This is a genomic window from Rhizobium sp. BT-226 (assembly GCF_025847085.2).
Taxonomy (GTDB): domain Bacteria; phylum Pseudomonadota; class Alphaproteobacteria; order Rhizobiales; family Rhizobiaceae; genus Rhizobium; species Rhizobium sophorae.
The window spans coordinates 233,885-257,352 of the sequence record NZ_JAOYTI010000004.1; the positions used below are offsets into that span (position 1 = coordinate 233,885).

The following is a 23,468-nucleotide window of genomic DNA, read 5'->3' on the forward strand; positions in this document are numbered from 1 at the left end:
ATGCTGTAGCTTATGCGGCAGGAAGACGGGATCAGATGCTTTCCGCGGCGACGACATCAAGCGATCTGTAGAGATCGATATAGCGTCCGGCGACGATATCCCAGGAATAGCCGCGGGCGGCGTCGAGAAGCTCGGCGCGAACGGTGTCCGGTTGGCGCGAAAGGTGTTCATAGGCCGTTTCGAACGCCGTGGCGGCACTCTCAGGATTGGTGAAATCGGCAAGCATGAGAACGGGATGCCGGGCGGCAAGCGTCGCAAAGGCATCGTTGGCGTTCAGCACCGGCAGGAGGCCGGCGCTCATCGCCTCCAGAGCGACCAGGCCGAAACCTTCATATTCCGAGGCGGAAGCGAGAAGCGAGGCTTCTGCGATGATGCGCCGGATGGTGTCGTTCTCGGGCGACACATGCAGGGTGACGCGGCCGGACAGATGACGGCTTTCGATGGCGCTGTTGACATCCGCCCGGTTCAGGTCGGACTCGGCGCCGACGATGTCGAGATGCCATTCCGGATCGCGGGTCCTCAACATGGCCATCGCATTGAGCAGGTGGTCCAGCCGTTTGTTCACCGAGAACCGGCCGATCGTGACGATGCGGCGCTTCGCCCGGCGTGAAGCGGTGTCGGCAAACTTGCCGATATCGGCGCCGTTTTCGATCAGCAGGCTGTCGGGCACGATTTCTGAAAACTGCTTGAGGTCGGAGGCGCTGCAGCAGACGACGCGACGATAGGCCATCGCCGAAGCGCGGGTCAGCGTCCGGAACCAGATCTTCTTGATCGCCGCGTATTTCCGCGTGTGGAAGAAGCCGCCATGGGTGGTGACGATCATCGGTTTTCCGTGCAGCAGCCGGCCCCAGGCGAGCGCGTCGAAGAAGAAGTCGATGGCATGGACATGCACGAGATCGGCATCGGCGAGATGGCGGAAAACCTGCGGTGCCAGTGGATAACGGCTGGTGCCAAACCAGGGAATGCGCACCACCTCGATGCCGTCGATATCTTCGCGAAGTGGCAGCTTGTCTTCAGGCGCGGTGAAGAGCGAATCCAGCGTGACGACGCGCACGCGATAGCCGCGGCGCACGGTCTGGCGGGCGAGATTGGCGACCACGTCTTCCAGGCCGCCGCGATTGGGCAGGAACTGGCGTACGACATGGACGATCAGCGGAGCCGTTTCCAACTGCGGCTTCGCGCGCGCCCTATCTGCCTCGACGATCGACATTTTCCACCTATCGCTGCACGTGCCGGTCCGCGCTGATGCAGGCCCCGTGATAACAACGACCAGATATGCCCGGCGTTAAGGCGCGGTTTAGGCGACGTCCTGCGGGGGCGATTCTTCGCGAAAAAGGTTAACCGTGTCTGACGGGAATTTCAGAGCGTTTCCGTTTTTCTCGAATCACGGAAACGCTCTATCTCTTTTGTTTTCACGCAATTCCGGACGCAAAACCGCTGCACACTTTTGCTGGAATTGCTCTAAAATGCCTTGAAGGTCAGCGTCGTCAGCGAGCGGACGATGCCGGGAATATTGGCGATGTTGTCGTTGATGAATTTGCCGATATCCTGGCCTTCCTCGATATAGACCTTCAGCAGCAGATCGTAGTCGCCGCTGGTCGAATAGAGCTCCGAGACCAGTTCGGTCTGGTAGATGGCGTCGGCGACATCATAGGTCTTGCCGGGTGCGCATTGGAGCTGGACGAAGATCGGCTTCATGAAGATTTCCTGCAAAGTTGTTTGGCGCGCATAATGGTCGAAAGCGCCCCTCCGATGCAAGCCGTTCGTCACGCAGTTGGGTTGGTAGTGGCTTCCGCGACGATCCACTCGCGAAAGGCGGCAAGTGGCGCATAATCGGCGCGCTCGGGCGGAAAGGCGAGATAATAGCGCTCGCGACTTTCCATTTCACGGTCGACAGCGGCGACGAGATCGCCGCGCCTGATCTCCTCCTGCATCAGGAATGTCGGCAACAGGGCGACGCCGAGGCCGGCGATTGCCGCCTGCGCAGCGGTGGCGAACTGGTCGAAAAGCATGCCGTGTACATTTTCGAAGGAAACGCCGTTGCCGGCGAACCATTGTTCCCAGGCGTCAGGACGCGTCGTCAGGTGCAGCAGCGGAACGGCGAGCAGATCCTCCGGTCCTGAGATCGCATATTGCTTCAGAAAATCCGGACTGCAGGCCGGCACCGTGCGCTCCGACATCAGAAGGGCGAGTTCGGCGCCCGGCCAGTGCGGATGGCCGAAATGGATGGCGGCGTCGATCGAATCGAGGCGGAAATCGAAGGGCGAAAGCCGGGTCACCAGATTGATGGTCACGCCGGGATTGGCGGCGAGAAAGCGTCCCAGGCGCGGCGCCAGCCATCGTGTGCCGAAGGTCGGCAGGATGGCGAGATTGATCGTGCCGCCATGCGGATTGGCGCGCAGGTTCAGCGAGGCGCTGGATATCCGCCGCAGCGCCTCGCGAATCTCGCGGGCATATCCGTCGCCGGCAAGCGTCAGCCGCATGGTCTGGCGTTCGCGCAGGAAGAGCTCGACACCAAGCTGCTGCTCGAGCGCGCTTACCTGACGACTGACGGCGCTCTGCGTCAGATCGAGTTCGCGCGCTGCTGCCGTCACGCTGCCGGTGCGGGCAACCGCCTCGAAGGCGGCGAGATGCGAAATCGATGGCAGAAAACGTCTAGACGTCAGCATGATCATTCCGTTTCAGAATGGGCTATTTCCGAAATAGCGATATTTGCGGCTTTGTCGCGCGTGTAAAGGGGTTCATCCTGCAAAAACGGAATGAGCCGGAGTTTCCCAATGCCGCAAGCCTTCGTTTCCCCAGACCGCATCCGATCGCTGTTCACCGAGGCGATGTCGCAGATGTACCGGGCGGAGGTGCCGCAATACGGCACGCTGATCGAGCTGGTGGCGGATGTGAATGCCGGCTGCCTCGAGAATGATCCTGACCTGCGCGAACGTCTGGCTCAAGCCGGCGAGCTGGAGCGCATCGATGTCGAGCGCCACGGCGCCATCCGGCTCGGTACGGCCGACGAGCTCTTCACCATTCGCCGGCTGTTTGCGGTCATGGGCATGCAGCCGGTCGGCTACTACGATCTTTCGGTTGCCGGTGTGCCGGTTCATTCCACCAGCTTCCGGCCGATCGACGAGGTGGCGCTCAACGTCAATCCATTCCGCGTCTTCACCTCGCTGCTGCGATTGGAACTGATCGAAGACGAAGGGCTGCGCCGCGAGGCCGAAGCCATTCTGGCGAAACGGCGGATCTACACGCCGCGTGCCGTCGCGCTGATCGAGCGCCACGAGCAGAACGGCGGCCTGAGCGAGGCGGAAGCGACGGAATTCGTCGCCGAGGCGCTGGAAACCTTCCGCTGGCATGGCGAAGCGACAGTCAGCGCCGAAACCTACAAGCGGCTGCACGATGCACATCGGCTGATCGCCGACGTCGTCAGCTTCAAGGGGCCGCACATCAACCATCTGACGCCGCGCACGCTCGATATCGACGCCGTCCAGGCCCGTATGCCGGAACGCGGCATCACGCCGAAGGCGGTCATCGAAGGGCCGCCGCGCCGACATTGCGATATCCTGCTGCGACAGACGAGTTTCAAGGCGCTGGAGGAAACGATCGCCTTTTCCGGTGAAAACGATGGCGCGGTTCGAGGGACACATACCGCCCGCTTCGGGGAGATCGAACAACGCGGCGTGGCGCTGACGGCGAAGGGCCGGGCGCTTTACGACCAGCTGCTCGCCTCGGTTCGCGGCGAGGTGCAGGTGGGCGCCGGCGGCGCCAAGGCCGGCGCCTACGACGATGAACTTGCCACGCGTTTCAAGGCACTTCCGGACAGCTGGGATGAGCTGCGCAACGAGGATCTGGCCTTCTTCCGCTATGCCGCGACGCCTGCAGGCATTGCCGCTGCGGCCGGCAGCACGCTGCCCGGTGATCCGGAGGCACTGATCGCCTCGGGTTACCTCACCTTCACCCCCATCGTCTACGAAGACTTCCTGCCCGTCAGCGCGGCCGGCATCTTCCAGTCGAACCTCGGCACCGACCAGCAGCAGAACTACGCGACTCGCTCGAACCGGGACGCCTTCGAGGCAGCACTGGGCGCGACCGTTCAGGACGAGCTGGCACTTTACGCCGAACGCCAGGCTGCATCGCTGGATTCGGCACTGGCCGCGCTCGGCCTTGCGGGCCTGCCGCTGAAGACGGTTGCGTGAAATGGCAGGTTCAACACTTTCTTTTATGCATTAGAGTATCCGCGATTTCGCTCCGATCGGACTGAGCCATGCTGAATGATCCGCGCTCCCACGGTCTCTGGGAAAAGACAGCGCCCGAAGCGCCGACGACCTCGCCTCTCGATGGCCCAGTATCGGCCGATGTCGTCATCGTCGGCGGCGGTTACACCGGCCTCTCTTCCGCCTTGCATCTTGCCGAAGCCGGGTCGAAGGTGGTGCTGCTGGAGGCCAAGGAGATCGGCTTCGGCGGTGCCGGGCGCAATGTCGGGCTGATCAATGCCGGCATGTGGGTGATGCCGAACGATCTGCCCGGCGTGCTCGGCCCGGTGCATGGCGAACGTCTGCTCGACCTGCTCGCCAATGCGCCGAAGCTCGTCATGGAGCTGATCGACAAACATCAGATTGCCTGCGAACTCGAACGGAACGGCACGCTGCATTGCGCGGTCGGCGCGGACGGGCTGAAGGAGATCGAGGATCGCGCGGCGCAATGGTCCGCCCGCGGCGCAGCCGTGACGCTGCTCGATGCGACGGAAACGGCCAAACGCATCGGCAGCGATGCCTATGCCGGTTCGCTGCTCGACAAACGCGCCGGAACGCTGCAGCCGCTTGCCTATGCCCGCGGCCTTGCCCATGCCGCCGTCAAGACCGGGGTCGTCATTCATACGTCCAGCCCGGTCGTTGCAACGGAGCAAAACGGCAGCCGCTGGATCGTGAAGACGGCAAAGGGCGAGGTCAGCGCGGACTGGATCATCGTTGCGACCGATGCCTACAGCACCGGTCCTTTCGAGCAGGTGCGCAACGAACAGATCTATCTGCCCTATTTCAATTTCGCCACCGTGCCGCTCGGCCATAATCTGCGTCAGTCGATCCTGCCGGGGCGGGAAGGCGCATGGGATACCAAGGAAATCCTCTCATCCTTCCGCATGGACCAGGCCGGGCGTCTCGTTTTCGGCAGTGTCGGGGCGCTGCGCAATACCGGCCTTTCCGTACACAAAGGCTGGGCGAAACGCGCATTGAAGCGGCTCTTCCCTGTCATCGGCGATGTCGAATTCGAGTGCGAATGGTATGGCCAGATCGGCATGACCGACGATGCGCTGCCGCGCTTCCACAAATTCGCCCCGAATGTCGTCGGCTTTTCGGGTTACAATGGCCGCGGCATTGCGCCCGGCACGGTCTTTGGCCGCACGCTGGCGGAGCATATCCTCGGCCGGCTTCCGGAAGCCGATCTGCCACTACCGCTGACGGCACCCAGCGAACCGAGCTTCCGTGCGCTCAAGGAAATATGGTACGAAGCCGGCGCTCAGGTCGCCCATTTCGCCGATGCCCGCTTCTGAGAAAATTAGATTGGAACCAAGACAATGACCATCGCCGTCCTCGATCTCGCCACCGAAACCGCCAAGCTGCTCGCCGAACTCGGCGTCGATGCCGGCCGCTATCACGGCGGCACGCTTTCCGTCACCTCGCCGGTCACCGGCAAGGAAATCGGCAGGCTCAGGGAACATTCCGTTTCCGAGGCGAAGGCGGCAATCGAAACGGCGCACCAGGCCTTCCTCGAATGGCGTGCCGTGCCGGCGCCGAAGCGCGGCGAACTGGTCCGCCTGCTCGGCGAGGAACTGCGCGCCTCCAAGGCAGCACTCGGCCGTCTCGTCTCGATCGAGGTCGGCAAGATCACCTCCGAGGGTCTCGGTGAAGTGCAGGAGATGATCGACATCTGCGATTTCGCGGTCGGCCTCTCCCGCCAGCTCTACGGCCTGACGATCGCCACCGAGCGCTCCGAGCATCGGATGATGGAAAGCTGGCACCCGCTCGGCGTGATCGGCATCATTTCCGCCTTCAACTTTCCTGTTGCCGTCTGGTCGTGGAATGCAGCCCTTGCGATGGTCTGCGGCAATTCCACCGTCTGGAAGCCCTCGGAAAAGACGCCGTTGACGGCGCTTGCCGTGCAGGCTCTGTTCGAAAAGGCGCTGAAGCGTTTCGTCGCCGAGGGCGGTAGCGCACCGGCCAATCTGTCGACGCTGATCATCGGCGGCCGTGAGGTCGGCGAAGTGCTGGTCGATCATCCGAAGATCCCACTCGTTTCCGCCACGGGCTCGACGGCCATGGGCCGCGCCGTCGGTCCGCGCCTGTCGCAGCGTTTTGCCCGCGCCATTCTCGAACTCGGCGGCAACAATGCGGCGATCGTCTGCCCGTCGGCCGATCTCGACCTGACGTTGCGCGGCGTCGCCTTCTCCGCCATGGGCACGGCCGGCCAGCGCTGCACGACGCTGCGCCGTCTCTTCGTCCATGAGAGCGTCTACGACCAGCTGGTGCCGCGCCTGCAGAAGGCCTACGGTTCCGTCACCATCGGCAATCCGCTCGAGGCCGGGACGCTTGTGGGACCGCTGATCGACGGCCAAGCTTTTAAGAACATGCAGGCGGCGCTGGGCGAGGCGAAATCGGCCGGCGGCACCGTAACCGGCGGCGACCGCGTCGAAACCGGTTCGACCGAGGCCTTCTACGTTCGCCCGGCGCTTGTCGAAATGCCTGATCAGACCGGCCCGGTCGAGCACGAGACCTTTGCGCCGATCCTCTATGTGATGAAATACAGTGACTTCGACGAGGTGCTGGCGCTGCACAATGCCGTGCCGCAGGGGCTGTCGTCGTCGATCTTCACCAACGACATGCGCGAGGCCGAAACCTTCGTCTCCGCACGCGGCTCGGATTGCGGCATCGCCAACGTCAATCTCGGGCCATCGGGCGCCGAAATCGGCGGCGCCTTCGGCGGCGAGAAGGAGACCGGCGGCGGCCGCGAATCCGGCTCGGATGCCTGGAAGGCCTATATGCGCCGCTCCACCAACACGATCAATTACGGCAGGACGCTGCCGCTGGCGCAGGGCGTCAAGTTCGACGTCGAATAAGCTGGCTGCAAAGGCTGCAAGAGAGAGGCGGCGCTTGCAGAGCGTCGCCTTTTTTGACCGAGTTGAGATTTATTCCCCTGTAATATGAAATATTTAGTCAAGATATTGTGATGTCTTTTCTGGGCAAGCCAAACTTGAAATTGGTAGTCAGGAAAAATATACGCCTCTGATCGCCCTTGGAGAGCTCGGGTGACATCGCTACGGAGGCCATCATGAACACTGCTCTTAACCGTTTTTCCCTCGCGCTTGCCGCTTCGCTTCTTTCCGTCACCGCGCTTGCAGGCAGCGCCAATGCGCAGGATGAAGGTCTCGTCGTTTACAATGCCCAGCACGAAAGCCTCGGCCGCGAATGGATCGATGCCTTCACCAAGGAGACCGGCATCAAGGTCACCATGCGCCAGGGCAGCGACATGCAATTCGCCAACCAGATCATCCAGGAAGGCGACGCCTCTCCGGCTGATGTCTTCCTGACCGAGAATTCGCCGGCAATGACGCTGGTCGATGGCGCGGGCCTTTTCGCTCCCATCGAAAAGGAAACGCTGGATCAGGTTCCGGATCAGTATCGCCCGGCTGACGGCATGTGGACCGGCATTGCCGCCCGCACCACGGTTTTCGCCTATGATAAGACCAAGCTCACCGAAGACAAGCTGCCGAAGTCGTTGCTCGACCTCCAGGATCCGGTCTGGAAGGGCCGCTGGGGCGCGGCACCTGCCGGCGCCGACTTCCAGGCTATCGTCGCAGCCCTGCTGCAGCTGAAGGGCGAAGATGCCACCAAGGCATGGCTGAAGGGCCTCAAGGACAACGCCACCCGCTACAAGGGCAACAGCGTCGCCATGAAGGCCGTCAATGCGGGCGAAGTCGAGGGCGCGGTCATCTATCACTACTACTGGTTCGGCGATCAGGCGAAAACCGGCGAGAACAGCAAGAATGTCGGCATGCATTACTTCAAGAACCAGGATCCGGGCGCTTTCGTCAGCGTTTCGGGCGGCGGCGTCCTGAAGTCCACACAGCACATGAAGGAAGCCCAGGCTTTCCTGAAGTTCGTCACCGGTAAGGCCGGCCAGGCGATTCTCAAGGACGGCACCTCCTATGAATATGCCGTGGGCAAGGATGCGCCTTCCAACGACAAGCTCACTCCGCTTGCCGATCTCAATGCGCCGAAGGTCGAAGCTTCGACCCTCGACAGCAAGAAGGTCGTCGAACTGATGACGGCCGCCGGCCTGATCTAAAGCGTGGCGCGCCACACTTTAGATCTTTGGTTTTCCGCATGTCGTCGTCGCAAAGCCGCGGCACAGTTTTGCGCGACATGCTTTGACCTTTCTGCCGCAGGCGTCTTCCGGCCAAAACTGTTGCTTTTGGCTCAAGAAAACCTTAGGGCATGACGACATCCGGCAACCGCCTTTCAAAGGCGGTTGCCTTCCTTTTTCAGCGTGTAAAGGCATCGGCCTTGCTGCAGGACAACAGATTGCTCGCATCCGGCAACGAGGCGCCGGTCGCGCCGAGGGTCGCGCGAATGGTTTTGCCGCGCGGACGCATGCCGGACGCTTCGGTGATCCTGCTTGCAACCCTCGTCGCGATCTTCAGTCTCGTGCCGCTCGGCTTCATCGGCTGGGTCACCTACGATGTCGGCTGGGAAACAGTGAAGGCCCTGGTCTTCCGGCCGCGCGTCGGTGAACTTCTCGTCAACACGGTTCTGCTGGAATCGATCACCATCCCGCTGTCGATCGCGCTTGCCGTGACGCTTGCCTGGCTGACGGAGCGGACGGACATTCCTTTTGCGCGGCTCTGGGCCTGGCTGGCGATCGCCCCGCTCGCCGTGCCCGCCTTCGTGCACAGCTATGCCTGGGTCAGCCTCGTTCCCGGCATGCGTGGCCTGCAGAGTGGCGTCTTCGTCTCGGTCATCGCCTATTATCCGTTCCTCTACCTGCCGGTCGCCGCAGCGCTGCGGCGTCTCGATCCGGCCATCGAGGATGCCGCGGCCTCGCTGGGCCTTAATCCCTGGCGGGTCTTCTTCCGCGCCGTGCTGCCGCAGCTCAGACTCGCCATCTGTGGCGGTTCGCTGCTGATCGCGCTGCATCTGCTGTCGGAATACGGGCTGTTCGTCATGATCCGGTTCGACACGTTCGCGACGGCGATCGTCGACCAGTTCCAGTCCTCCTACAACAGCCCGGCCTCCAACATGCTCGGCGGCGTGCTCGTCGCCTGCTGTCTTTTTCTGCTCGGCTTCGAGGTGCTGGTGCGCGGCAATGAACGTTATGCCCGCGTCGGCTCCGGCTCGCCACGTCCGGCGGACCGCCGCCGGCTGGGCTGGTTCGTGGCGCCAGCCATGTTGCTGCCCGTCGTCCTGGCGGCGCTGACGCTCGGCGTGCCGCTGGTAACGCTTGGCCGCTGGCTCTATCTCGGCGGCACCGATATCTGGCGCATCGAAGTCGGCAGCGCCTTCCTGCAGACGATCGTGCTCGCAGTTGCCGGCGGCGTGCTGGCGACGATGGCCGCAGCACCGATGGCCTGGCTTTCCGTGCGGGCGCCCGGCCGCTTCCAGCGTGTGCTTGAAGCCTGCCATTATTATGTCGGCTCGCTGCCGGGCGTCGTCGTGGCGCTGGCGCTGGTGACGATCACCGTGCGTCTCGTGCTGCCGCTCTACCAGACCTTCGCAACGCTCATCGTCGCCTATGTGATGCTTTTTCTGCCGCGCGCCATGGTCGGGCTGCGCGCCAGCATCGCCCAGGCCCCGGTGGAGCTGGAGCGCGCCGCGATGGGTCTCGGCCGCACCCCGGGTCAGGCGGTGCGGCAGATCACCATGCGGCTTGCAGCACCGGGAGCGGCCGCCAGCGTCGCGCTGGCCGCACTCGGCATCACCAATGAACTCACGGCGACACTGATGCTGTCGCCCAACGGCGTCGATACGTTGGCGACGAAATTCTGGTCGCTGACCAGCGAGATCGATTATGTCTCGGCCGCCCCTTACGCCTTCATGATGGTCGTGTTGTCGCTGCCGCTCACCCTGATGCTTTATACCCAATCGAAACGGACCGCCGGCCAATGACGCTGCTCACGATCGAAAACATCAGCAAGCGTTATGGCCCGGTCCAGGCGCTGAAGGATATTTCGCTCGACGTCGTGGCGGGCAGCCGCACCGCCGTCGTCGGCCCGTCCGGTTCGGGCAAGACGACGCTGCTGCGCATCATTGCGGGCTTCGAGCAACCCGATGTCGGCAGGGTGACGCTGGATGGCGACCTGCTCGCAGACGGTCCGGCGACGGTACCGGCGCACAAGCGCGGCATCGGCATCGTTTCGCAGGACGGCGCCCTGTTTCCGCACTTAAGCGTTGCCGAGAATATCGGCTTCGGCTTCGAACGAGGGGCTGCGGATCGGGAGGAGCGCGTGCTCGAGTTGCTCGACATGGTCGAGCTCGACCGCGGCATGCTGGTCCGGCGCCCGCATCAGCTTTCCGGCGGCCAGCAGCAGCGCGTGGCGCTCGCCCGCGCGCTCGGCCGCAAGCCGCGGCTGATGCTGCTCGACGAACCTTTCTCGGCGCTCGATACCGGCCTGCGTGAAAATATGCGCAAGGCGGTTGCGCGTGTGTTGCAGGCGGCAGGCATCACCACCATTCTCGTCACCCATGATCAGGAAGAGGCGTTGACCTTTGCCGATCAGGTGGCGGTTCTGAGGGAAGGACGGCTGATCCAGGCTGGGTCGCCGCAATCATTGTATCTGCATCCGCGCGATCGCGAGACGGCACTGTTTCTCGGCGATGCCGTGCTGCTTCCCGCCATCATCCGCAACGGTTTGGCAGATTGCGCCCTCGGCCGTGTCGCCGTCGAGGGCAGCCGTCAGGGCAAGGCGGAGATCATGCTGCGGCCCGAGCAGATTCGTGTCGTCGCCGATGAAAGCGATCGCGATTATGGCGGGCGTGTCGTCGAGGTGGAATTCGGCGGGGCGGTCTGTACCGTTGCGGTTTCGCTAGACGGCGTGGCGCTGCCGCCGATCCTGATCAAGACCTCGAGCGTCGCGCTTCCGGCGCGAGGCGACCTCGTTCGCCTCGATATTGCCGGCAAGGCGCATGTCTTCGAGAGCTGAGTTAGAGCCCCGCGGGGCTCTATCTTTGTTTTGCGCAATCCCGGACGCAAAACCGCTGCGCACTTTTGCTGGAATTGCTCAGCCGAACTTGCGCACCACTTCTTCCGGCTCGATGCCTTCGAGCCAGCCGCCGGTAAAGCCGGCGCGTTCGAGCCCGAGGCGGATGACCGGTGATTGCCGCATCAGTTTCCAGATGAAATCCGAACGGTCGTTCTCGATGGTCATGACGACAAGACCCTGGTCGATGCCGACGGTGCGGTCGTCGACCCAGCCTTCCGGCCGCTTGGTCTTGACGGTCGGATTGAAGCCGCCGGGAAAGCCGCCTTCCAAGAGCAGGTTCGGATAGGTGGTGAGAAGCGCCTTGGTGCCGTCGAGAGCCGCCAGCCGGTCGTAGGGCAGGCAGGCAAGTGCCGCCCAGGGTGCGATCGTGCCGTCATCGGGGCCGAGCGGTGCGCCGCGGGCGGCGTAACCCAGAACCTTCGGCTGGCGACCGCCGCGCATGCGCCGTGTCGGCGGTGGACCGTCACAGGCGGAGAAACCCCAGATATTCCTGTTGTAGCCGACGAACTGGCCGGGATTGCGCTCGGCATAGTCACGCTGGACGTTGATCATCACCTGCGTATTGCGGAAATAATCCCAGTTCCGCTCCGCCATCGGCTTGTCCTGAATGGTGCGGAAATCGATCCAGGCATGCGAGAAGAGGTGGATGAAGAGCGGCCCGGCATAGAGATAGGACTGCTCGCCATGCAACATCCAGGAATAGCTTGACGTAAAGGCGTCGTAGCTCGATTGCGGAATGGGATGCGTCGGCGAGGCGAGCGCCAGCGTATAGAGGATGATCGCCTCGTCGAAGCCGTGATAGCGCCAGCGCAGGAAGCCGGAAGAGGGCTTCCAACCCATGGCAATAGTGTCGCCCTTGTTTAGCGCCCAGCGCCAGTCGACGCGCTCGTAGATGAAGGTCGCGAGTTGACGGATTTCCGTCTCCGTCTCGTCGTCTTCGCGATTGAAATACTGTGCGGCCGTCAGAATGCCGGCGACGAGCAGCGCCGTGTCGATGGTCGAAAGCTCGCTGTTCCAGGCGCGATGGCCGGTATCCATGTGCAGGAAATGATAGAAGAAACCGCGATGGCCGGTCGCGTGGCGTTCCTCGCCCTGACGCGCCTCGGCGAAGAAACGCAGCGTATTGACCGTACGCTCGGCTGCTTCCTCGCGGCTGATCCAGCAACGCTCGACACCGACAGGATAGGAGGAAAGCGCAAAGCCGACGGCTGCGATACTCGCCGGCACGCCGCCGATCGAGGTATCCGCCACCAGGCCATTTTCGGGATTGGTATATTTCAGGAAGTACTTGAACGCCGAATGCTGCAGCCTGTCGACGAGTGCTGCATCAATGTCTTCAATCCGTTGCAGCATAGGCTCCTACCCAACTGTTGCATCGCCCCATGCTTCAACATGGGGGCCGTCCCCGGGCAAATCAAACCTTTTTGATTCGCAAGGATAAGAGAACACAAAAGGGGGGAATCGGTCGTTAATAATTATCGGTAAAATAATATCTAGCAGAAGTCATATAAGCGGTGCAGCAAAAAAGACGGCCCGCGCGCCACCGGCACGGGTTATTTTCCCGCAATACTTGTTTATCGGATGCTCCAGAGAGTGCGTTTTCACGTTCAGGCGGCTTCGTCGAGCCGCACCAGATGACCTGCCGACACTTCCCGATATCGGCGAGGCGGCGCGACGTAGCCGACCGGGCGAACCGGGCTCTTGAGCTCGTCGGTCCCGAGGTTGCGCTTGATGCCGCGCCGCGCGGGATCGGGCACGGGCACGGCTGCCATCAGCCTCTTCGTGTAGGCGTGCTGCGGATTGCTGAACAATTCCGCGCGTGGGCCGATCTCAACGATCTCGCCGAGATACATCACCGCGACCCGATGACTGACGCGCTCGACCACCGCCATGTCGTGGGAAATGAATAGGAAAGCGAGGTTGAGGCTTTGCTGCAGATCCATCAGCAGATTGCAGACCTGTGCCTTGATCGAGACATCGAGGGCCGAAACGCTTTCGTCGGCGACGATCACCTTCGGATCGAGTGCGAGCGCCCGGGCGATGCAGATGCGCTGGCGCTGACCGCCGGAGAATTCGTGCGGATACCGTTTCATCATATCGGGTTTCAGCCCGACGCGTTCGAGGAGATCGGCCGCCTTGTCGCGGGCCTGGGCGCCGGTGCCGAGGCCATGTTCGGTGATGGGTTCGGCGACGGCGGCGCCGACGGTCATGCGCGGGTTGAGGCTGGCGAAGGGATCCTGAAAGATCATCTGGATGCTGCGGCGCATCCGTCTGAGACTAGCCGCGTCAAGGCTCAGCACGTCATAGCCGTCGAGGCTGACGCTACCGCCGTTCGGCTGGACGAGGCGGGTGATGGAGCGGCCGGTGGTCGACTTGCCGCAGCCGGATTCGCCGACGAGCGACAGCGTCTCGCCCTGGAAGAGATCGAAAGAGACATCTTCGACCGCATGGATCGCGCCGGTCTTGCGGCCGAGCAGCCCGCCGCGGATGTCGAAACGGGTAACGAGGTTCTTGACTTCGAGGATCGGCGTCCGGCGGCGGTCGACGGTATCGGCCACCTCGATCGGCTCCCGGCGTTCGCCGGTCGTGGTATCGACGACCGGGAAACGCAGCGGCCATTTCCGGTCGGCCATCGAGCCGAGGCGCGGCACGGCCGAGAGCAAAGCGCGGGTATAGGGATGCCTGCCGCGATGGAAGATGGCGTCGGTCGTGCCGGTTTCCACCGCTTCGCCGCGATACATGACGATGGTGCGGTCGGCGATTTCGGCGACGACGCCCATGTCGTGGGTGATGAAGAGCACGGACATGCCCTCTTCTTCCTGCAGCATCTTGATCAGGTCGAGGATCTGGCCCTGGATCGTCACATCGAGCGCCGTTGTCGGTTCATCGGCGATCAGCAATTTCGGCCGGCTGGCGAGCGCCATGGCGATCATCACGCGCTGGCGCATGCCGCCTGAAAACTGGTGGGGATATTCATCGAAGCGCGAGGCGGCGTTGGGGATGCGGACCCTTTCCAGCAGGCGCAAGGTTTCGGCCCGCGCCTCGGCCTTGCCGATATCGCCGTGGCAGGTGAGCGCTTCGGAGATCTGGCGGCCGATGGTGAAGATCGGGTTGAGGGATGTCATCGGCTCCTGGAAGATCATGGCGGCGTCGTTGCCGCGCACCCGGCGCATCTCCTTTTCCGGAAGCGTGAGAACATCCTTGCCGTTCAAGGTGATGGCGCCATCGATGCGGCTCGATCCCTTGGCGAGAAGCCGCATGATCGAAAGGGAGGTGACGCTCTTGCCCGAGCCGCTTTCGCCGACGATCGCCACGGTCTCGCCTGGCATGACGTCGAAGGAGACGTCGCGCACCACCGGCTTCCAGTCACCATCGACGAGGAAAGAGGTCGTCAGGTTCCGGACGGAGAGAACCGGAGAGGCGGAGGCTGAAGAAACATCACTCATGTCGTTCCCTTGGTCTTATCTGGTTCACGTCTTCAAAGGCGTGGCGAAGGAGGCGGAAGGCCTGCCTTCAGCGATGCGGGCCGCTTCCAGCGCCGCGATCTTTTCATCGATCTCGCGCCTGTCGGTCATGCCGTTCGGATTTTGCCGCGTCGCCATCGTCTCGGCGACATGCAGGTAGCGTTCACCCGCCACGGCATGCAGGCGGACAAGTTCGGCGAGCGGATTGGGATGATCGTCGGCGCGGAGGCTCAGCCACGGATAATCCTGGTCGCGATGGATGACGAGGGCGGCAGACTGCCTGCCGCGCTTGTCGCCGCCGGCATCTTCGCCTGCCTGCATCGCCAGCAGCAGGCGTTCGGCCAAGGGCTTGTCCATCGCCTTGTTGTAGGTGGCAAGCGTCTCAGTGATAACGTCAGGACCCACGAGCATGTTGCCGGCGGCCGAGACGTTTTCGTCGACCAGATGCCCCGCCCAGTCGATGCATGCCCCGCCGGTGAAGGCGGCGTTGCGCCCCTTCGCATCGAGGAGGTGCAGCTGCCGCTGATTGCGGCCGGCGTCACGCGTGGTCAGCTCGGCGATGATCTCCTCCGGCGCCTTGTCGGCGGCAAGCAGCGACAGGCCATCGACGCCGTAAAGCGGGCTGACGAAGGCCTGCGTGGCGACGGCGCCGATGCCGCCGCGAATATGCGGCACGAGAGCGCCGACGGCGAAGAAGCGGCTCGCGACGGCAATACCGAGATGACCGGTCAAGGGATCACGGGCGACGATCGACCAAGTCATGACTATCTCCCGATCGCATAGGCCTGCATCAGGCGCGGGGTGGCCGCTGCGCGCAGCAGTCCATCGGCATCGCGTCTTGCGGCCGTCAGCCGGCCGATCGTCCAGGGATCGGCGACCGTCAGCTTGTGGCCCTTGCGGCGCAGGGCATCAAGGACATCGGGGCCGAAATTCGCCTCCGCCATCAGGCTGCCGGGTTCGCGGGTGCGCGGATAGAAGGAGCCCGGAAAATGCGAGGTGTGGAACAGCGGTTGATCGATTGCCGCCTGTAGGTTCAGCTTGTGGTGGGCGTAGCGCAGGAAGAAGGAGAGCTGCCACTGTTCCTGCTGGTCGCCGCCGGGTGTACCGAAGGCGAGCGTCGGGCGGCCCTCATAAAGGCCGAGCGAAGGCGTCAGCGTCGTGCGCGGCCGTTTGCCGGGGGCAAGCGACGTCGGCAGGCCTGGTTTCAGCCAGAACATCTGGGCGCGGGAATTGAGGCAGAAGCCGAGCCCGGGCACGGTCGGCGAGGATTGCAGCCAGCCGCCGGACGGGGTGACGGAGACCATGTTGCCGTCGCGGTCGATCACATCGATATGCACGGTATCGCCGCGTTTTTCGGAAAGATGCGCCATGGTCGGCTCGTAGACGGCGCCCGTCTTCGAATCCGCGCCGAGCATCTTCATCGTCAGATCATGCTGCGCTTCGAAGCCAGGCACGATGCCGGGGCGAAGATCGAAGGAGGCGTCTGCGCCGACCAGCTTGCGGCGCTCGGCGGCATAGGCCTCCGACAGCAGATGCGTGACAGGAATCTCCGAGAAATCAGGATCGCCGTAATAGACTTCGCGGTCGGCGAAGGCGAGCTTCATCGCCTCGACGACGGTATGGACGAAATCGGTGCCAGCGGGATCCATCGCGGCGAGATCGAAGCCTTTGAGGATCGACAGGGTCTGCAGGAAGACCGGACCCTGACCCCAGGGACCGATCTTTGCAATCGTCCAGCCGTGATAATCATAGGTCAGCGGCTCCTCGATCGTTGCCGACCAGTTTGCCATGTCGTTGGCGGTCAGGACGCCCTTGTGGCGGTTGCCGCTCGCATCCATCACCTCGGCGGTCTTCAGATAGTCGTCGATCTTCTCGGCGACGAAGCCGCGATAGAAGGCGTCGCGGGCTGCCTCGACCTGCGCTTCCCGGCCGCTTTTCGTCTCGGCCTCGGTGATGATGCGCTTCCAGGTTTCGGCAAGCACCGGATTCCTGAAATTCGCATGCGCTTCGGGCGCGCTGCCACCCGGCAGCCAGGTCTCATAGGAGCTCGGCCATTCCTTCTCGAAGAAGGCGGCGAGCCCCTTGATGGTGGCGGAGACGCGCGGCAGCATCGGATGGCCGTGCTCGGCGTAGTAGATCGCCGGTTCCAGCACATCGCGCACGCTCATCGAACCATAGTCGAGCAGCATCAGCATCCAGCCATCGAAGGAGCCGGGGATGACGGTCGCAAGCAGTCCATCGCCGGGGATCAGGCTCAGGCCTTCCGCCGTATAGTGTTCGATCGTCGCGCCGGCGGGGGCGGGGCCCTGCGCGCAGATGACCTCGACCTTGTCCTTCTTCTTCGAATAGATCACCGCCGGCAGATCGCCGCCCGGGCCGCAAAGATGCGGCTCGACGATCTGCAGCACGAAGCCCGTCGCCACTGCCGCGTCGAAGGCGTTGCCGCCCTTTTCGAGAATGCTCATGCCGACGGCCGAGGCGATCCAGTGCGTCGAGGTGACGACACCGAAAGTGCCGAGGATCTCGGGACGGGTCGTGAATGCGGTCATGTCAAATGTCCTTTCAAGAAATCATGCTTCGCGCGGATCGAGCGCATCGCGCAGGCCGTCGCCTAAGAGATTGAAACCGATGACGACGAGGAAGATCGCGGCACCCGGCCACATCGCCATCCATGGCGCCTGGGAGAGGAAATTCTTGGCGACGTTCAGCATCGAGCCCCAGCTCGGCGCCGGCGGCTGCTGTCCGAGGCCGAGGAAAGAGAGGCTCGCTTCGGCGATGATCGCCGTTGCTATCGTCAACGTTGCCTGCACGAGGATCGGCGCGAAGACATTCGGCAGGATGTAGCGGGTAATGATGCTCGAGGACCGGAGCCCGATCGAGCGGGCGCCCTCGACATATTCTTCGGTCTTGACCGACAGCACCTGGCCGCGCGTCAGCCGCACGAAGACGGGCATGGCCGAAAGGCCGATCGCGATCATCGCATTGGTCAGGCTCGGGCCGAGAAAGGCTGCGAGCGCGATCGCGGTGATGAGGAAAGGCATGGCCAAAAAGGCTTCGGTGATGCGGGAGATCACCATGTCGATCCAGCCGCCGAAATACCCGGAGATAAGGCCGAAGGGCACGCCGATGACAACGGCGATCGCCACCGAAAAGACGCCGGCCATCAGCGAGGCCTGCGCGCCCCAAATCATCCGGGAAAGAATGTCGCGGCCGATGTCGTCGGTGCCGAGCCAATGGGCGGCGGAGGGCGCCTTGCGGATCGCCGACCAGCTTGTGGCGTTCGGATCGGGAATCGGAAGAAGGGGCGCGGCAATGGCGAGGATCGCGAAGAAGGCTATGATCGCAAGGCCGACGAGGGCGCCCTTGTTGGCCTTCAGCTTGCGCCAGGCACGGCTCGGCGTGCGGTCGATCGCAGAGGGAATACCGGTCTCCCCAATCGCGGTCATAGGGCGGCCCTCATGCGCGGATTGAGCAGGACATAGAGAATATCGGCCAAGAGGTTCATCAGGATGAAGCCGATCGCGGTGCAGATCACCACACCCTGGACGACGGCGTAGTCGCGGTTGAAGACGGCGTCGACGATGAGCTTTCCAAAACCCGGAATGGTGAAGATCTGCTCGGTCAGCACGGCGCCGGCAAGCAGTTCGCCGAAGAGCAGCGCGGTCAGCGTCACGATCGGCAGCATTGCGTTGCGGAAGCTGTGTTCGAGCACGACAGTGCTTTCCGGCAGTCCCTTGGCTCGGGCGGTGCGGATGTAATCGGCGCTCAGCACGCTCAGCATTGCCGAGCGGGTATGGCGCATCAGGGTCGCCGCCAGCGCATTGCCGAGCACGAAGGAGGGCATCAGCATGGTTTCCAGAGAACGCAGCGGGTTACTGAAGAAGGGTTCGTAGCCGGATGCCGGCAACCAGCCGAGATTGACCGAAACCAGGAGGATCAGCATGATGCCGAGCCAGAAATTCGGGATCGACAGGCCGGTCAGCGCGATGATGTTGGCGAGATAGTCGATCATCGTGTTCTTCTTGACGGCTGCCAGGATGCCCATCGGCACGCCGATCGCAAAAGCGAAGATCATCGACATGATGGCGAGCTGGATGGTGACCGGCAGCTTTTCGCCAATGAGCTGCAGAACCGGCTGGTTGGTGCGCAGCGAGATGCCGAGGTCGCCTTGAAGGGCGGCACCCAGCCAACGCACATATTGATAGGGCACGGGATCGTTCAACCGGTACTTCTCGCGCAGGAATTCGAGAACCTGCGGGTCGCGTTCCTCGCCGGCCATGGCAAGGATCGGATCGCCGGGCAGCAGCTTCTGCAGCGAGAAGACGAAGATCGAAATGATCAAAAGCGTCGGTATGGCGACCAAGAGCCGTTTGGCGATGTAGGTGTACATGGGCGATCCTGACACGACTAAAGCATGTCGCGCAAAAGTGTGCAGCGGTTTGGCGATAACGACATGCGTAAAACAAAAAGCTAAAGCGCGTGAAGCGAATCTGAAAGATTGCGACGCGCTTTAGAATCATGCGGCGGAGGGTTTGCGCCGCATGATTTGCTTATGGTCAGCCGGCCTTCTTGACACCGACGAGACGGATCATCCCATCCGGCGAGGGAACGAAGCCGGTGATGTTCTTGTGCAGCGCCCAGATCCAGGACTGATGGCCGAGATAGATGATCGGCAGATCATCGTTGAGGATGACGGCGGCGGCATCGTATTTCTGCTTGCGCACGGCATCGTCGGTCGATGCACGGGCTTCGTTCAGCAGCTTGTCCACGTCGGGATTGCAGTATTTCGTGTCGTTGATACCGCCCTTGCAGGTGATGAACTGATGGATGTTGCCATCGGGATCGACGCGGCCGGACCAGTCGGAACGGCTGAGCTGATAGTTGCCGGCCGTCTGCTCGTTCAGCAGCGTGGCGAATTCCGTCGATTTGAGGCTGACGTCGAAGCCGGCTTCGCCGACCATCGACTGGATGATCTGCATCATCTGCATGGCGACGGGATTATTCGGGATCTGCAGCTCGATCGGCACGCGGTCGAAGCCGGCTTCCTTGATCAGCGCCTTGGCCTTGTCGAGATCGCGGGCGGGGACGGGAATATCCTTATCGAACCACGGGCTGCTCGGCGGGAAGGGCTGGTTGCCGGCAACCGCCGTGCCTTCATAGACGATCTGGTTCACGGCATCGCGGTCGATCGCCAGCGAGAAGGCCTGGCGCAGGCGCTTGTCCTTGCCGAACGGATTGTCGGCGCGCGCACCATTGCCGATATTGGTGTAAAGCGCCATGTAGCCGGTGCCGACGGCGTCTGCATAGACGAGGCTCGAATCAGACTTCACCGCCTCCGCATCGGTCGCCGCCAGGCGCTCGATCATGTCGAGATCGCCGGAACGCAGGTTGGCGAGGCGCACCGTCGTATCCGGGATCGGCAGATAGGTCAGCTTGTCGATGAAGATCTTGTCCTTGTTCCAGTAGTCCTGGAATTTTTCGAGCACGATGCGGTCCTGCTGGACGCGCTCGACGAACTTGAACGGGCCGGCGCAGACCGGGTGATCGCCGAATTTGGCGCCGAGTTCCTTGGCGGCCTTTGGCGAGACGATCATGCCGGCGCGGTCGGATAGCTGGGCAAGAAGGGTGACGTCAGGCGCCTTGAGGGTGAACTTGACCTCGTATTCGCTTGTCGCCTCGACCTTTGCGACCGAGCTGAGCTCGCTCTTACGGCGTGATTCCGGCAGGGTGATGTTGCGCTCGATCGTGGCGACGACCGCTTCGGCGTTAAAGGGGGTCTCGTCGTGGAACTTGACGCCCTGGCGCAGCTTCATGGTGAGCTCTTTGCCGTCGGCCGACCAGCTCCATTCGGTGGCAAGCTGCGGCACGATCTTCAGATCCGGCGAGACGTCGACCAGCTTGTCGCACATCGCGGTATAGACGATGCGGCCGACGAAGGTGCGCGACTGCGCGGGATCGAGCACGTCGGCATCGTCCTGCAGGCCGATCTTCAGGTCGACGGCGAAGGCAGGAAGCGCAAACAGTGCGCCGGCAACGGCGGTGGTCAGCAATTTGGCGATCTTCATTCCATTCTCCTCTGTCTATTTTGTTTGGTTTTTGCTTCCATTCCGGCGGTTATGGCCCGCCCGTCTCATTTCTCTCTGCTCATTTCGCTGTTCAGGCGAGGGTCTTGTCGACCTCCGTTTCGCTATGGTCGAGCGAGGTGATGCGGATGAGGCTTTCCTGCAGCGTCAGCAGATGCTGGCGCATCGCTTCGCCCGCCCTGGCAGGATCACGAGCGGCGATCGCATCGACGATCGCCGTGTGCTGGTTAAAGGTCACGGGCCGCGTCCGGCTGGCGCTGCGGGCGCGCTCGCGGATCGTCTGCCAGGCCTCGTCCTGGCGCACCCGGTTGATGACATCGAAGATGGTGAGGAAGAAACCGTTGCCGGCGCATTGGGCGATCTGGCGGTGCAGCGCCCCGTCCCAGAGTTCGCGCCCGTCGGCATCGGTGCTTTCGTAGATCTTCTTCACCAGATCGTACATGCGCTCGATATCGGCGGCCTTGGCGCGCATGGCGGCAAGCTGGGCGAGTTGCGGCTCGATGCGCAGGCGCACTTCCATGACTTCCATGAGATCGGTGCCGGCAACGATCGAGCCGACATGATCGCTCCAGCCGTCGGGGCGCGGGCCGGCATAGGTGCCGGAGCCCTGGCGGCGCCAGATGCGCCCCTCGGCCTCCAGCACTTCGAGGGCGCGACGGATGGCACGGCGGCCGACGCCAAGCATTTCCGAAAGAGTGCGCTCGGTCGGCAGCTTGCCGTCGGCGTCGAGACTGTCGGACTGCAGGAGTGCCCTCAGCCTCTCCAGCGCATAATTCGAATTGCCCTGCGTCTCATCCATCGGCATTCGCTTAAATGGTCCGTACCAATTTTCTATTGGTTCAGTGCAAACCAAATCGCGCCGACCGTCAAGCGCTTTTTTGTGCAAACCGAAATCTGCCCGTTTTTTGCTCAAATCCCGCTATTGTCGCGATACGGAAAACAGTCGATCGCGGCGACAGGGTGGCGCCGCGATCGACACTATCATCCAGACAAACGCAATTGGTTCAGGTCAAACTCAGGCCGGCGTCGAGCGTGCGGAGAGAAAGACCTGCGGCTCGAAGGCAAAATCCTTGTCGAAGGGGTAGGTTGGATGCTGCTTGCGCAGTCGCGGCAAGCGCTCGACGAACTGATCGACGACACCTGTTGACAGCGCCATCAGGTTCGGATTGGCGAGCGGCGCCAGTTCCGGCGAGAGATAGCCCGATTTGACGACGATGATCTTCGCCTGGTGCGGGTCGAGGCCGAGCCGGGTGAAATCGACGATATTGTGATAGGGCCGGCGTTTGGCGGAAAGCACGAGATCGATGCCACTAACCGAAACCACCGCCTGGCGGTCGGAGGGATCTGATGTCTCATGCAGGAATTTGACGGTGAAGCGGGCAGAGACCGGCTTGCTGCCCTTGGTATCGAGCGAGGCGCCGACGCTGAGCTCCAGTTCCGCGCCGATGCCGGCAGCATAACAGGCCTCGGTCGCCGCCTTGTCGGCGATGCCGGCAAAGACCACGCCGGCGGCATCCCTGGCGATCAGTTCCGCCAGCACGTCGGCCCGGTCCCCGACGCCGCCACCTGTGGGGTTGTCACCGGATTCGGCAAGCACCACCGGGGCGGTCGGGCTTGCGATTGCTCTCGCGACGCATTCTTCGAGCGAGCCGGTCTCGCAGCCGAAGACAAAGTCCTCGCGCGCATCCCAATAGGCCTTGGCGAGACGTTTGGCCTCGCGCTCCAGCACAGTGCGGTTGGTGCCGGTCATGATCGCGGCGGCGGTGGCGCGCGGTTCGTCGGCCCAGACATAACCGACCATCAGCGATGCATCCCAAACGCCGTCGATCGCGTCGATCCCAGGCAGCAGGTCATAGAGGCTCTTTGCCGGCTCATCGACGGTGCTGGTGCGCTCGCCGGGCAGCACGACGGGGATCGGAGCCCAGAGAACGACCGGCCGTTTGCCGGTTTTCAGGCTCCTCACCAGCATGGAGACGGAGCGGCGCATCGTCTCCTCGACATCGATATGCGGCGCGGTGCGATAGGTGGAATAGATATCGAGCGCATCGATGATGCGCTGGGTGACGTTGCCGTGGAGGTCGTAGCTTGCCGAAACCGTGCAATCTTCGCCGACCAGTGCACGGGCCGCACTGATCCAGTCGCCCTCGGCATCCTCCATGCCCTCGACATACATGGCGCCGTGCATGGCAAGATAGAGACCGTCGAGCGGCAGCATCGGCTTCAGCCGCTCGAGGAATTCACCCTTGAAGGCCTCGTAGGTGGCACGCGAAACCGGGCCACCGGCAATGGCCCGGGCATGGATCGTCGGCAGGAACTCGGCATTGTAATCCTTGAGGAAGGCGAAATAGGGCGCTGCCAGCAGCGCCTCGCCGCGCAGCACGCGAAAATCCTTCTCTTCGTTCAGGACGGGGTTGTATGTGCTGCATTCGATATGAATGCCACCGACGGCGATGCGCATGGGAAACCTCAGTTGATGTTGGGAGCAATCAGGAATTTATGGGTGGTGGCGGCACCGTGGCCTGAGCGCCGGCGTCGACGCGCTGGGTGCGGATCGGTGTCGCCCAAAGGAACTCGCGTTGCGATAAACTGAACATGAAGGTTCCCTAGTCAAAGACGCGTCCATTTTGCCCCGACAATAAATTTACAATCGAACCAATCAACCAAAATAATTAC

General features: G+C 62.6%; 18 protein-coding genes. 6 read left to right on the forward strand and 12 right to left on the reverse strand.

Annotation, left to right across the window (positions count from 1 at the left end; genetic code table 11):
• Positions 1–31: 31 nt before the first annotated feature.
• From OIU37_RS25625 to OIU37_RS25635, 3 genes are all read right to left on the reverse strand, one after another.
• Positions 32–1,210, reverse strand: a complete 1,179-nt coding sequence (locus OIU37_RS25625; RefSeq protein WP_264258986.1) for a glycosyltransferase family 4 protein — start codon at positions 1,208–1,210, stop codon at positions 32–34.
• A gap of 251 nt (positions 1,211–1,461) precedes the next feature.
• On the reverse strand, positions 1,462–1,698 hold the full coding sequence (locus tag OIU37_RS25630) for an Lrp/AsnC ligand binding domain-containing protein (protein ID WP_003543721.1): 237 nt from the start codon (positions 1,696–1,698) through the stop codon (positions 1,462–1,464).
• Between the two features lie 68 nt (positions 1,699–1,766).
• A complete protein-coding gene (locus OIU37_RS25635; protein WP_264258988.1) occupies positions 1,767–2,675 on the reverse strand; it encodes a LysR family transcriptional regulator in 909 nt (302 codons plus the stop codon).
• 84 nt (positions 2,676–2,759) lie between these two features.
• On the opposite strand from OIU37_RS25635, the gene OIU37_RS25640 reads away from it, so the two are divergent.
• The 6 genes from OIU37_RS25640 to OIU37_RS25665 all read left to right on the forward strand — a co-directional run bounded on the left by OIU37_RS25640 (position 2,760) and on the right by OIU37_RS25665 (position 11,188).
• The gene (locus tag OIU37_RS25640) at positions 2,760–4,193 is read left to right on the forward strand and encodes a VOC family protein (RefSeq protein WP_264258989.1); all 1,434 of its coding nucleotides are present in this window, start codon (positions 2,760–2,762) and stop codon (positions 4,191–4,193) included.
• Positions 4,194–4,261: 68 nt separating this feature from the next.
• The gene (locus OIU37_RS25645; RefSeq protein ID WP_264258990.1) at positions 4,262–5,545 is read left to right on the forward strand and encodes an FAD-binding oxidoreductase; all 1,284 of its coding nucleotides are present in this window, start codon (positions 4,262–4,264) and stop codon (positions 5,543–5,545) included.
• A 24-nt stretch (positions 5,546–5,569) separates the two neighbouring features.
• Positions 5,570–7,108, forward strand: a complete 1,539-nt coding sequence (locus tag OIU37_RS25650) for an aldehyde dehydrogenase family protein (RefSeq protein WP_264258991.1) — start codon at positions 5,570–5,572, stop codon at positions 7,106–7,108.
• 212 nt (positions 7,109–7,320) lie between these two features.
• On the forward strand, positions 7,321–8,337 hold the full coding sequence (locus tag OIU37_RS25655; protein WP_264258992.1) for an iron ABC transporter substrate-binding protein: 1,017 nt from the start codon (positions 7,321–7,323) through the stop codon (positions 8,335–8,337).
• Positions 8,338–8,486: 149 nt separating this feature from the next.
• A complete protein-coding gene (locus OIU37_RS25660; protein ID WP_171604519.1) occupies positions 8,487–10,154 on the forward strand; it encodes an iron ABC transporter permease in 1,668 nt (555 codons plus the stop codon).
• Complete coding sequence (locus OIU37_RS25665; RefSeq protein ID WP_264258993.1) at positions 10,151–11,188, forward strand: ABC transporter ATP-binding protein; 1,038 nt, start codon at positions 10,151–10,153, stop codon at positions 11,186–11,188. Before OIU37_RS25660 ends, OIU37_RS25665 begins: the two co-directional genes overlap by 4 nt.
• Positions 11,189–11,266: 78 nt before the next feature.
• Here the strand turns inward: OIU37_RS25665 and OIU37_RS25670 are convergent, their stop codons facing one another.
• The 9 genes from OIU37_RS25670 to OIU37_RS25710 all read right to left on the reverse strand — a co-directional run bounded on the left by OIU37_RS25670 (position 11,267) and on the right by OIU37_RS25710 (position 23,253).
• Positions 11,267–12,601 carry a glucoamylase family protein gene (locus OIU37_RS25670; protein WP_171604521.1) on the reverse strand — a complete coding sequence of 445 codons (1,335 nt, stop codon included), beginning with the start codon at positions 12,599–12,601 and terminating at the stop codon, positions 11,267–11,269.
• A gap of 254 nt (positions 12,602–12,855) precedes the next feature.
• Positions 12,856–14,694 carry an ABC transporter ATP-binding protein gene (locus OIU37_RS25675; protein ID WP_264258994.1) on the reverse strand — a complete coding sequence of 613 codons (1,839 nt, stop codon included), beginning with the start codon at positions 14,692–14,694 and terminating at the stop codon, positions 12,856–12,858.
• 24 nt (positions 14,695–14,718) lie between these two features.
• Positions 14,719–15,474: a DUF1028 domain-containing protein gene (locus OIU37_RS25680; RefSeq protein WP_264258995.1), complete on the reverse strand. Its 756-nt coding sequence runs from the start codon at positions 15,472–15,474 to the stop codon at positions 14,719–14,721.
• A 2-nt stretch (positions 15,475–15,476) separates the two neighbouring features.
• On the reverse strand, positions 15,477–17,261 hold the full coding sequence (locus OIU37_RS25685) for a gamma-glutamyltransferase family protein (protein WP_264258997.1): 1,785 nt from the start codon (positions 17,259–17,261) through the stop codon (positions 15,477–15,479).
• Between the two features lie 21 nt (positions 17,262–17,282).
• Positions 17,283–18,158: an ABC transporter permease gene (locus tag OIU37_RS25690; protein WP_027666974.1), complete on the reverse strand. Its 876-nt coding sequence runs from the start codon at positions 18,156–18,158 to the stop codon at positions 17,283–17,285.
• The gene (locus OIU37_RS25695; RefSeq protein ID WP_171604526.1) at positions 18,155–19,102 is read right to left on the reverse strand and encodes an ABC transporter permease; all 948 of its coding nucleotides are present in this window, start codon (positions 19,100–19,102) and stop codon (positions 18,155–18,157) included. Before OIU37_RS25695 ends, OIU37_RS25690 begins: the two co-directional genes overlap by 4 nt.
• Positions 19,103–19,268: 166 nt before the next feature.
• A complete protein-coding gene (locus tag OIU37_RS25700) occupies positions 19,269–20,777 on the reverse strand; it encodes an ABC transporter substrate-binding protein (protein ID WP_264258998.1) in 1,509 nt (502 codons plus the stop codon).
• 91 nt (positions 20,778–20,868) lie between these two features.
• Entirely contained in the window at positions 20,869–21,600 is a 732-nt protein-coding gene (locus tag OIU37_RS25705) for a FadR/GntR family transcriptional regulator (RefSeq protein ID WP_168309113.1), read from the reverse strand.
• Positions 21,601–21,810: 210 nt separating this feature from the next.
• The gene (locus tag OIU37_RS25710) at positions 21,811–23,253 is read right to left on the reverse strand and encodes a M81 family metallopeptidase (RefSeq protein WP_264258999.1); all 1,443 of its coding nucleotides are present in this window, start codon (positions 23,251–23,253) and stop codon (positions 21,811–21,813) included.
• Positions 23,254–23,468 lie beyond the last annotated feature (215 nt).

Excerpts from the sequence above, each read along its gene's own strand:
- OIU37_RS25655 (WP_264258992.1), top strand. The coding sequence starts at position 7,321 with ATGAACACTGCTCTTAACCGTTTTTCCCTCGCGCTTGCCGCTTCGCTT.
- OIU37_RS25675 (WP_264258994.1), bottom strand. The coding sequence starts at position 14,694 with ATGAGTGATGTTTCTTCAGCCTCCGCCTCTCCGGTTCTCTCCGTCCGG.
- OIU37_RS25630 (WP_003543721.1), bottom strand. The coding sequence starts at position 1,698 with ATGAAGCCGATCTTCGTCCAGCTCCAATGCGCACCCGGCAAGACCTAT.
- OIU37_RS25680 (WP_264258995.1), bottom strand. The coding sequence starts at position 15,474 with ATGACTTGGTCGATCGTCGCCCGTGATCCCTTGACCGGTCATCTCGGT.
- OIU37_RS25660 (WP_171604519.1), top strand. The coding sequence starts at position 8,487 with ATGACGACATCCGGCAACCGCCTTTCAAAGGCGGTTGCCTTCCTTTTT.
- OIU37_RS25665 (WP_264258993.1), top strand. The coding sequence starts at position 10,151 with ATGACGCTGCTCACGATCGAAAACATCAGCAAGCGTTATGGCCCGGTC.
- OIU37_RS25705 (WP_168309113.1), bottom strand. The coding sequence starts at position 21,600 with ATGCCGATGGATGAGACGCAGGGCAATTCGAATTATGCGCTGGAGAGG.
- OIU37_RS25645 (WP_264258990.1), top strand. The coding sequence starts at position 4,262 with ATGCTGAATGATCCGCGCTCCCACGGTCTCTGGGAAAAGACAGCGCCC.
- OIU37_RS25690 (WP_027666974.1), bottom strand. The coding sequence starts at position 18,158 with ATGACCGCGATTGGGGAGACCGGTATTCCCTCTGCGATCGACCGCACG.
- OIU37_RS25635 (WP_264258988.1), bottom strand. The coding sequence starts at position 2,675 with ATGATCATGCTGACGTCTAGACGTTTTCTGCCATCGATTTCGCATCTC.
- OIU37_RS25700 (WP_264258998.1), bottom strand. The coding sequence starts at position 20,777 with ATGAAGATCGCCAAATTGCTGACCACCGCCGTTGCCGGCGCACTGTTT.
- OIU37_RS25670 (WP_171604521.1), bottom strand. The coding sequence starts at position 12,601 with ATGCTGCAACGGATTGAAGACATTGATGCAGCACTCGTCGACAGGCTG.
- OIU37_RS25650 (WP_264258991.1), top strand. The coding sequence starts at position 5,570 with ATGACCATCGCCGTCCTCGATCTCGCCACCGAAACCGCCAAGCTGCTC.
- OIU37_RS25625 (WP_264258986.1), bottom strand. The coding sequence starts at position 1,210 with ATGTCGATCGTCGAGGCAGATAGGGCGCGCGCGAAGCCGCAGTTGGAA.
- OIU37_RS25685 (WP_264258997.1), bottom strand. The coding sequence starts at position 17,261 with ATGACCGCATTCACGACCCGTCCCGAGATCCTCGGCACTTTCGGTGTC.
- OIU37_RS25695 (WP_171604526.1), bottom strand. The coding sequence starts at position 19,102 with ATGTACACCTACATCGCCAAACGGCTCTTGGTCGCCATACCGACGCTT.
- OIU37_RS25710 (WP_264258999.1), bottom strand. The coding sequence starts at position 23,253 with ATGCGCATCGCCGTCGGTGGCATTCATATCGAATGCAGCACATACAAC.
- OIU37_RS25640 (WP_264258989.1), top strand. The coding sequence starts at position 2,760 with ATGAGCCGGAGTTTCCCAATGCCGCAAGCCTTCGTTTCCCCAGACCGC.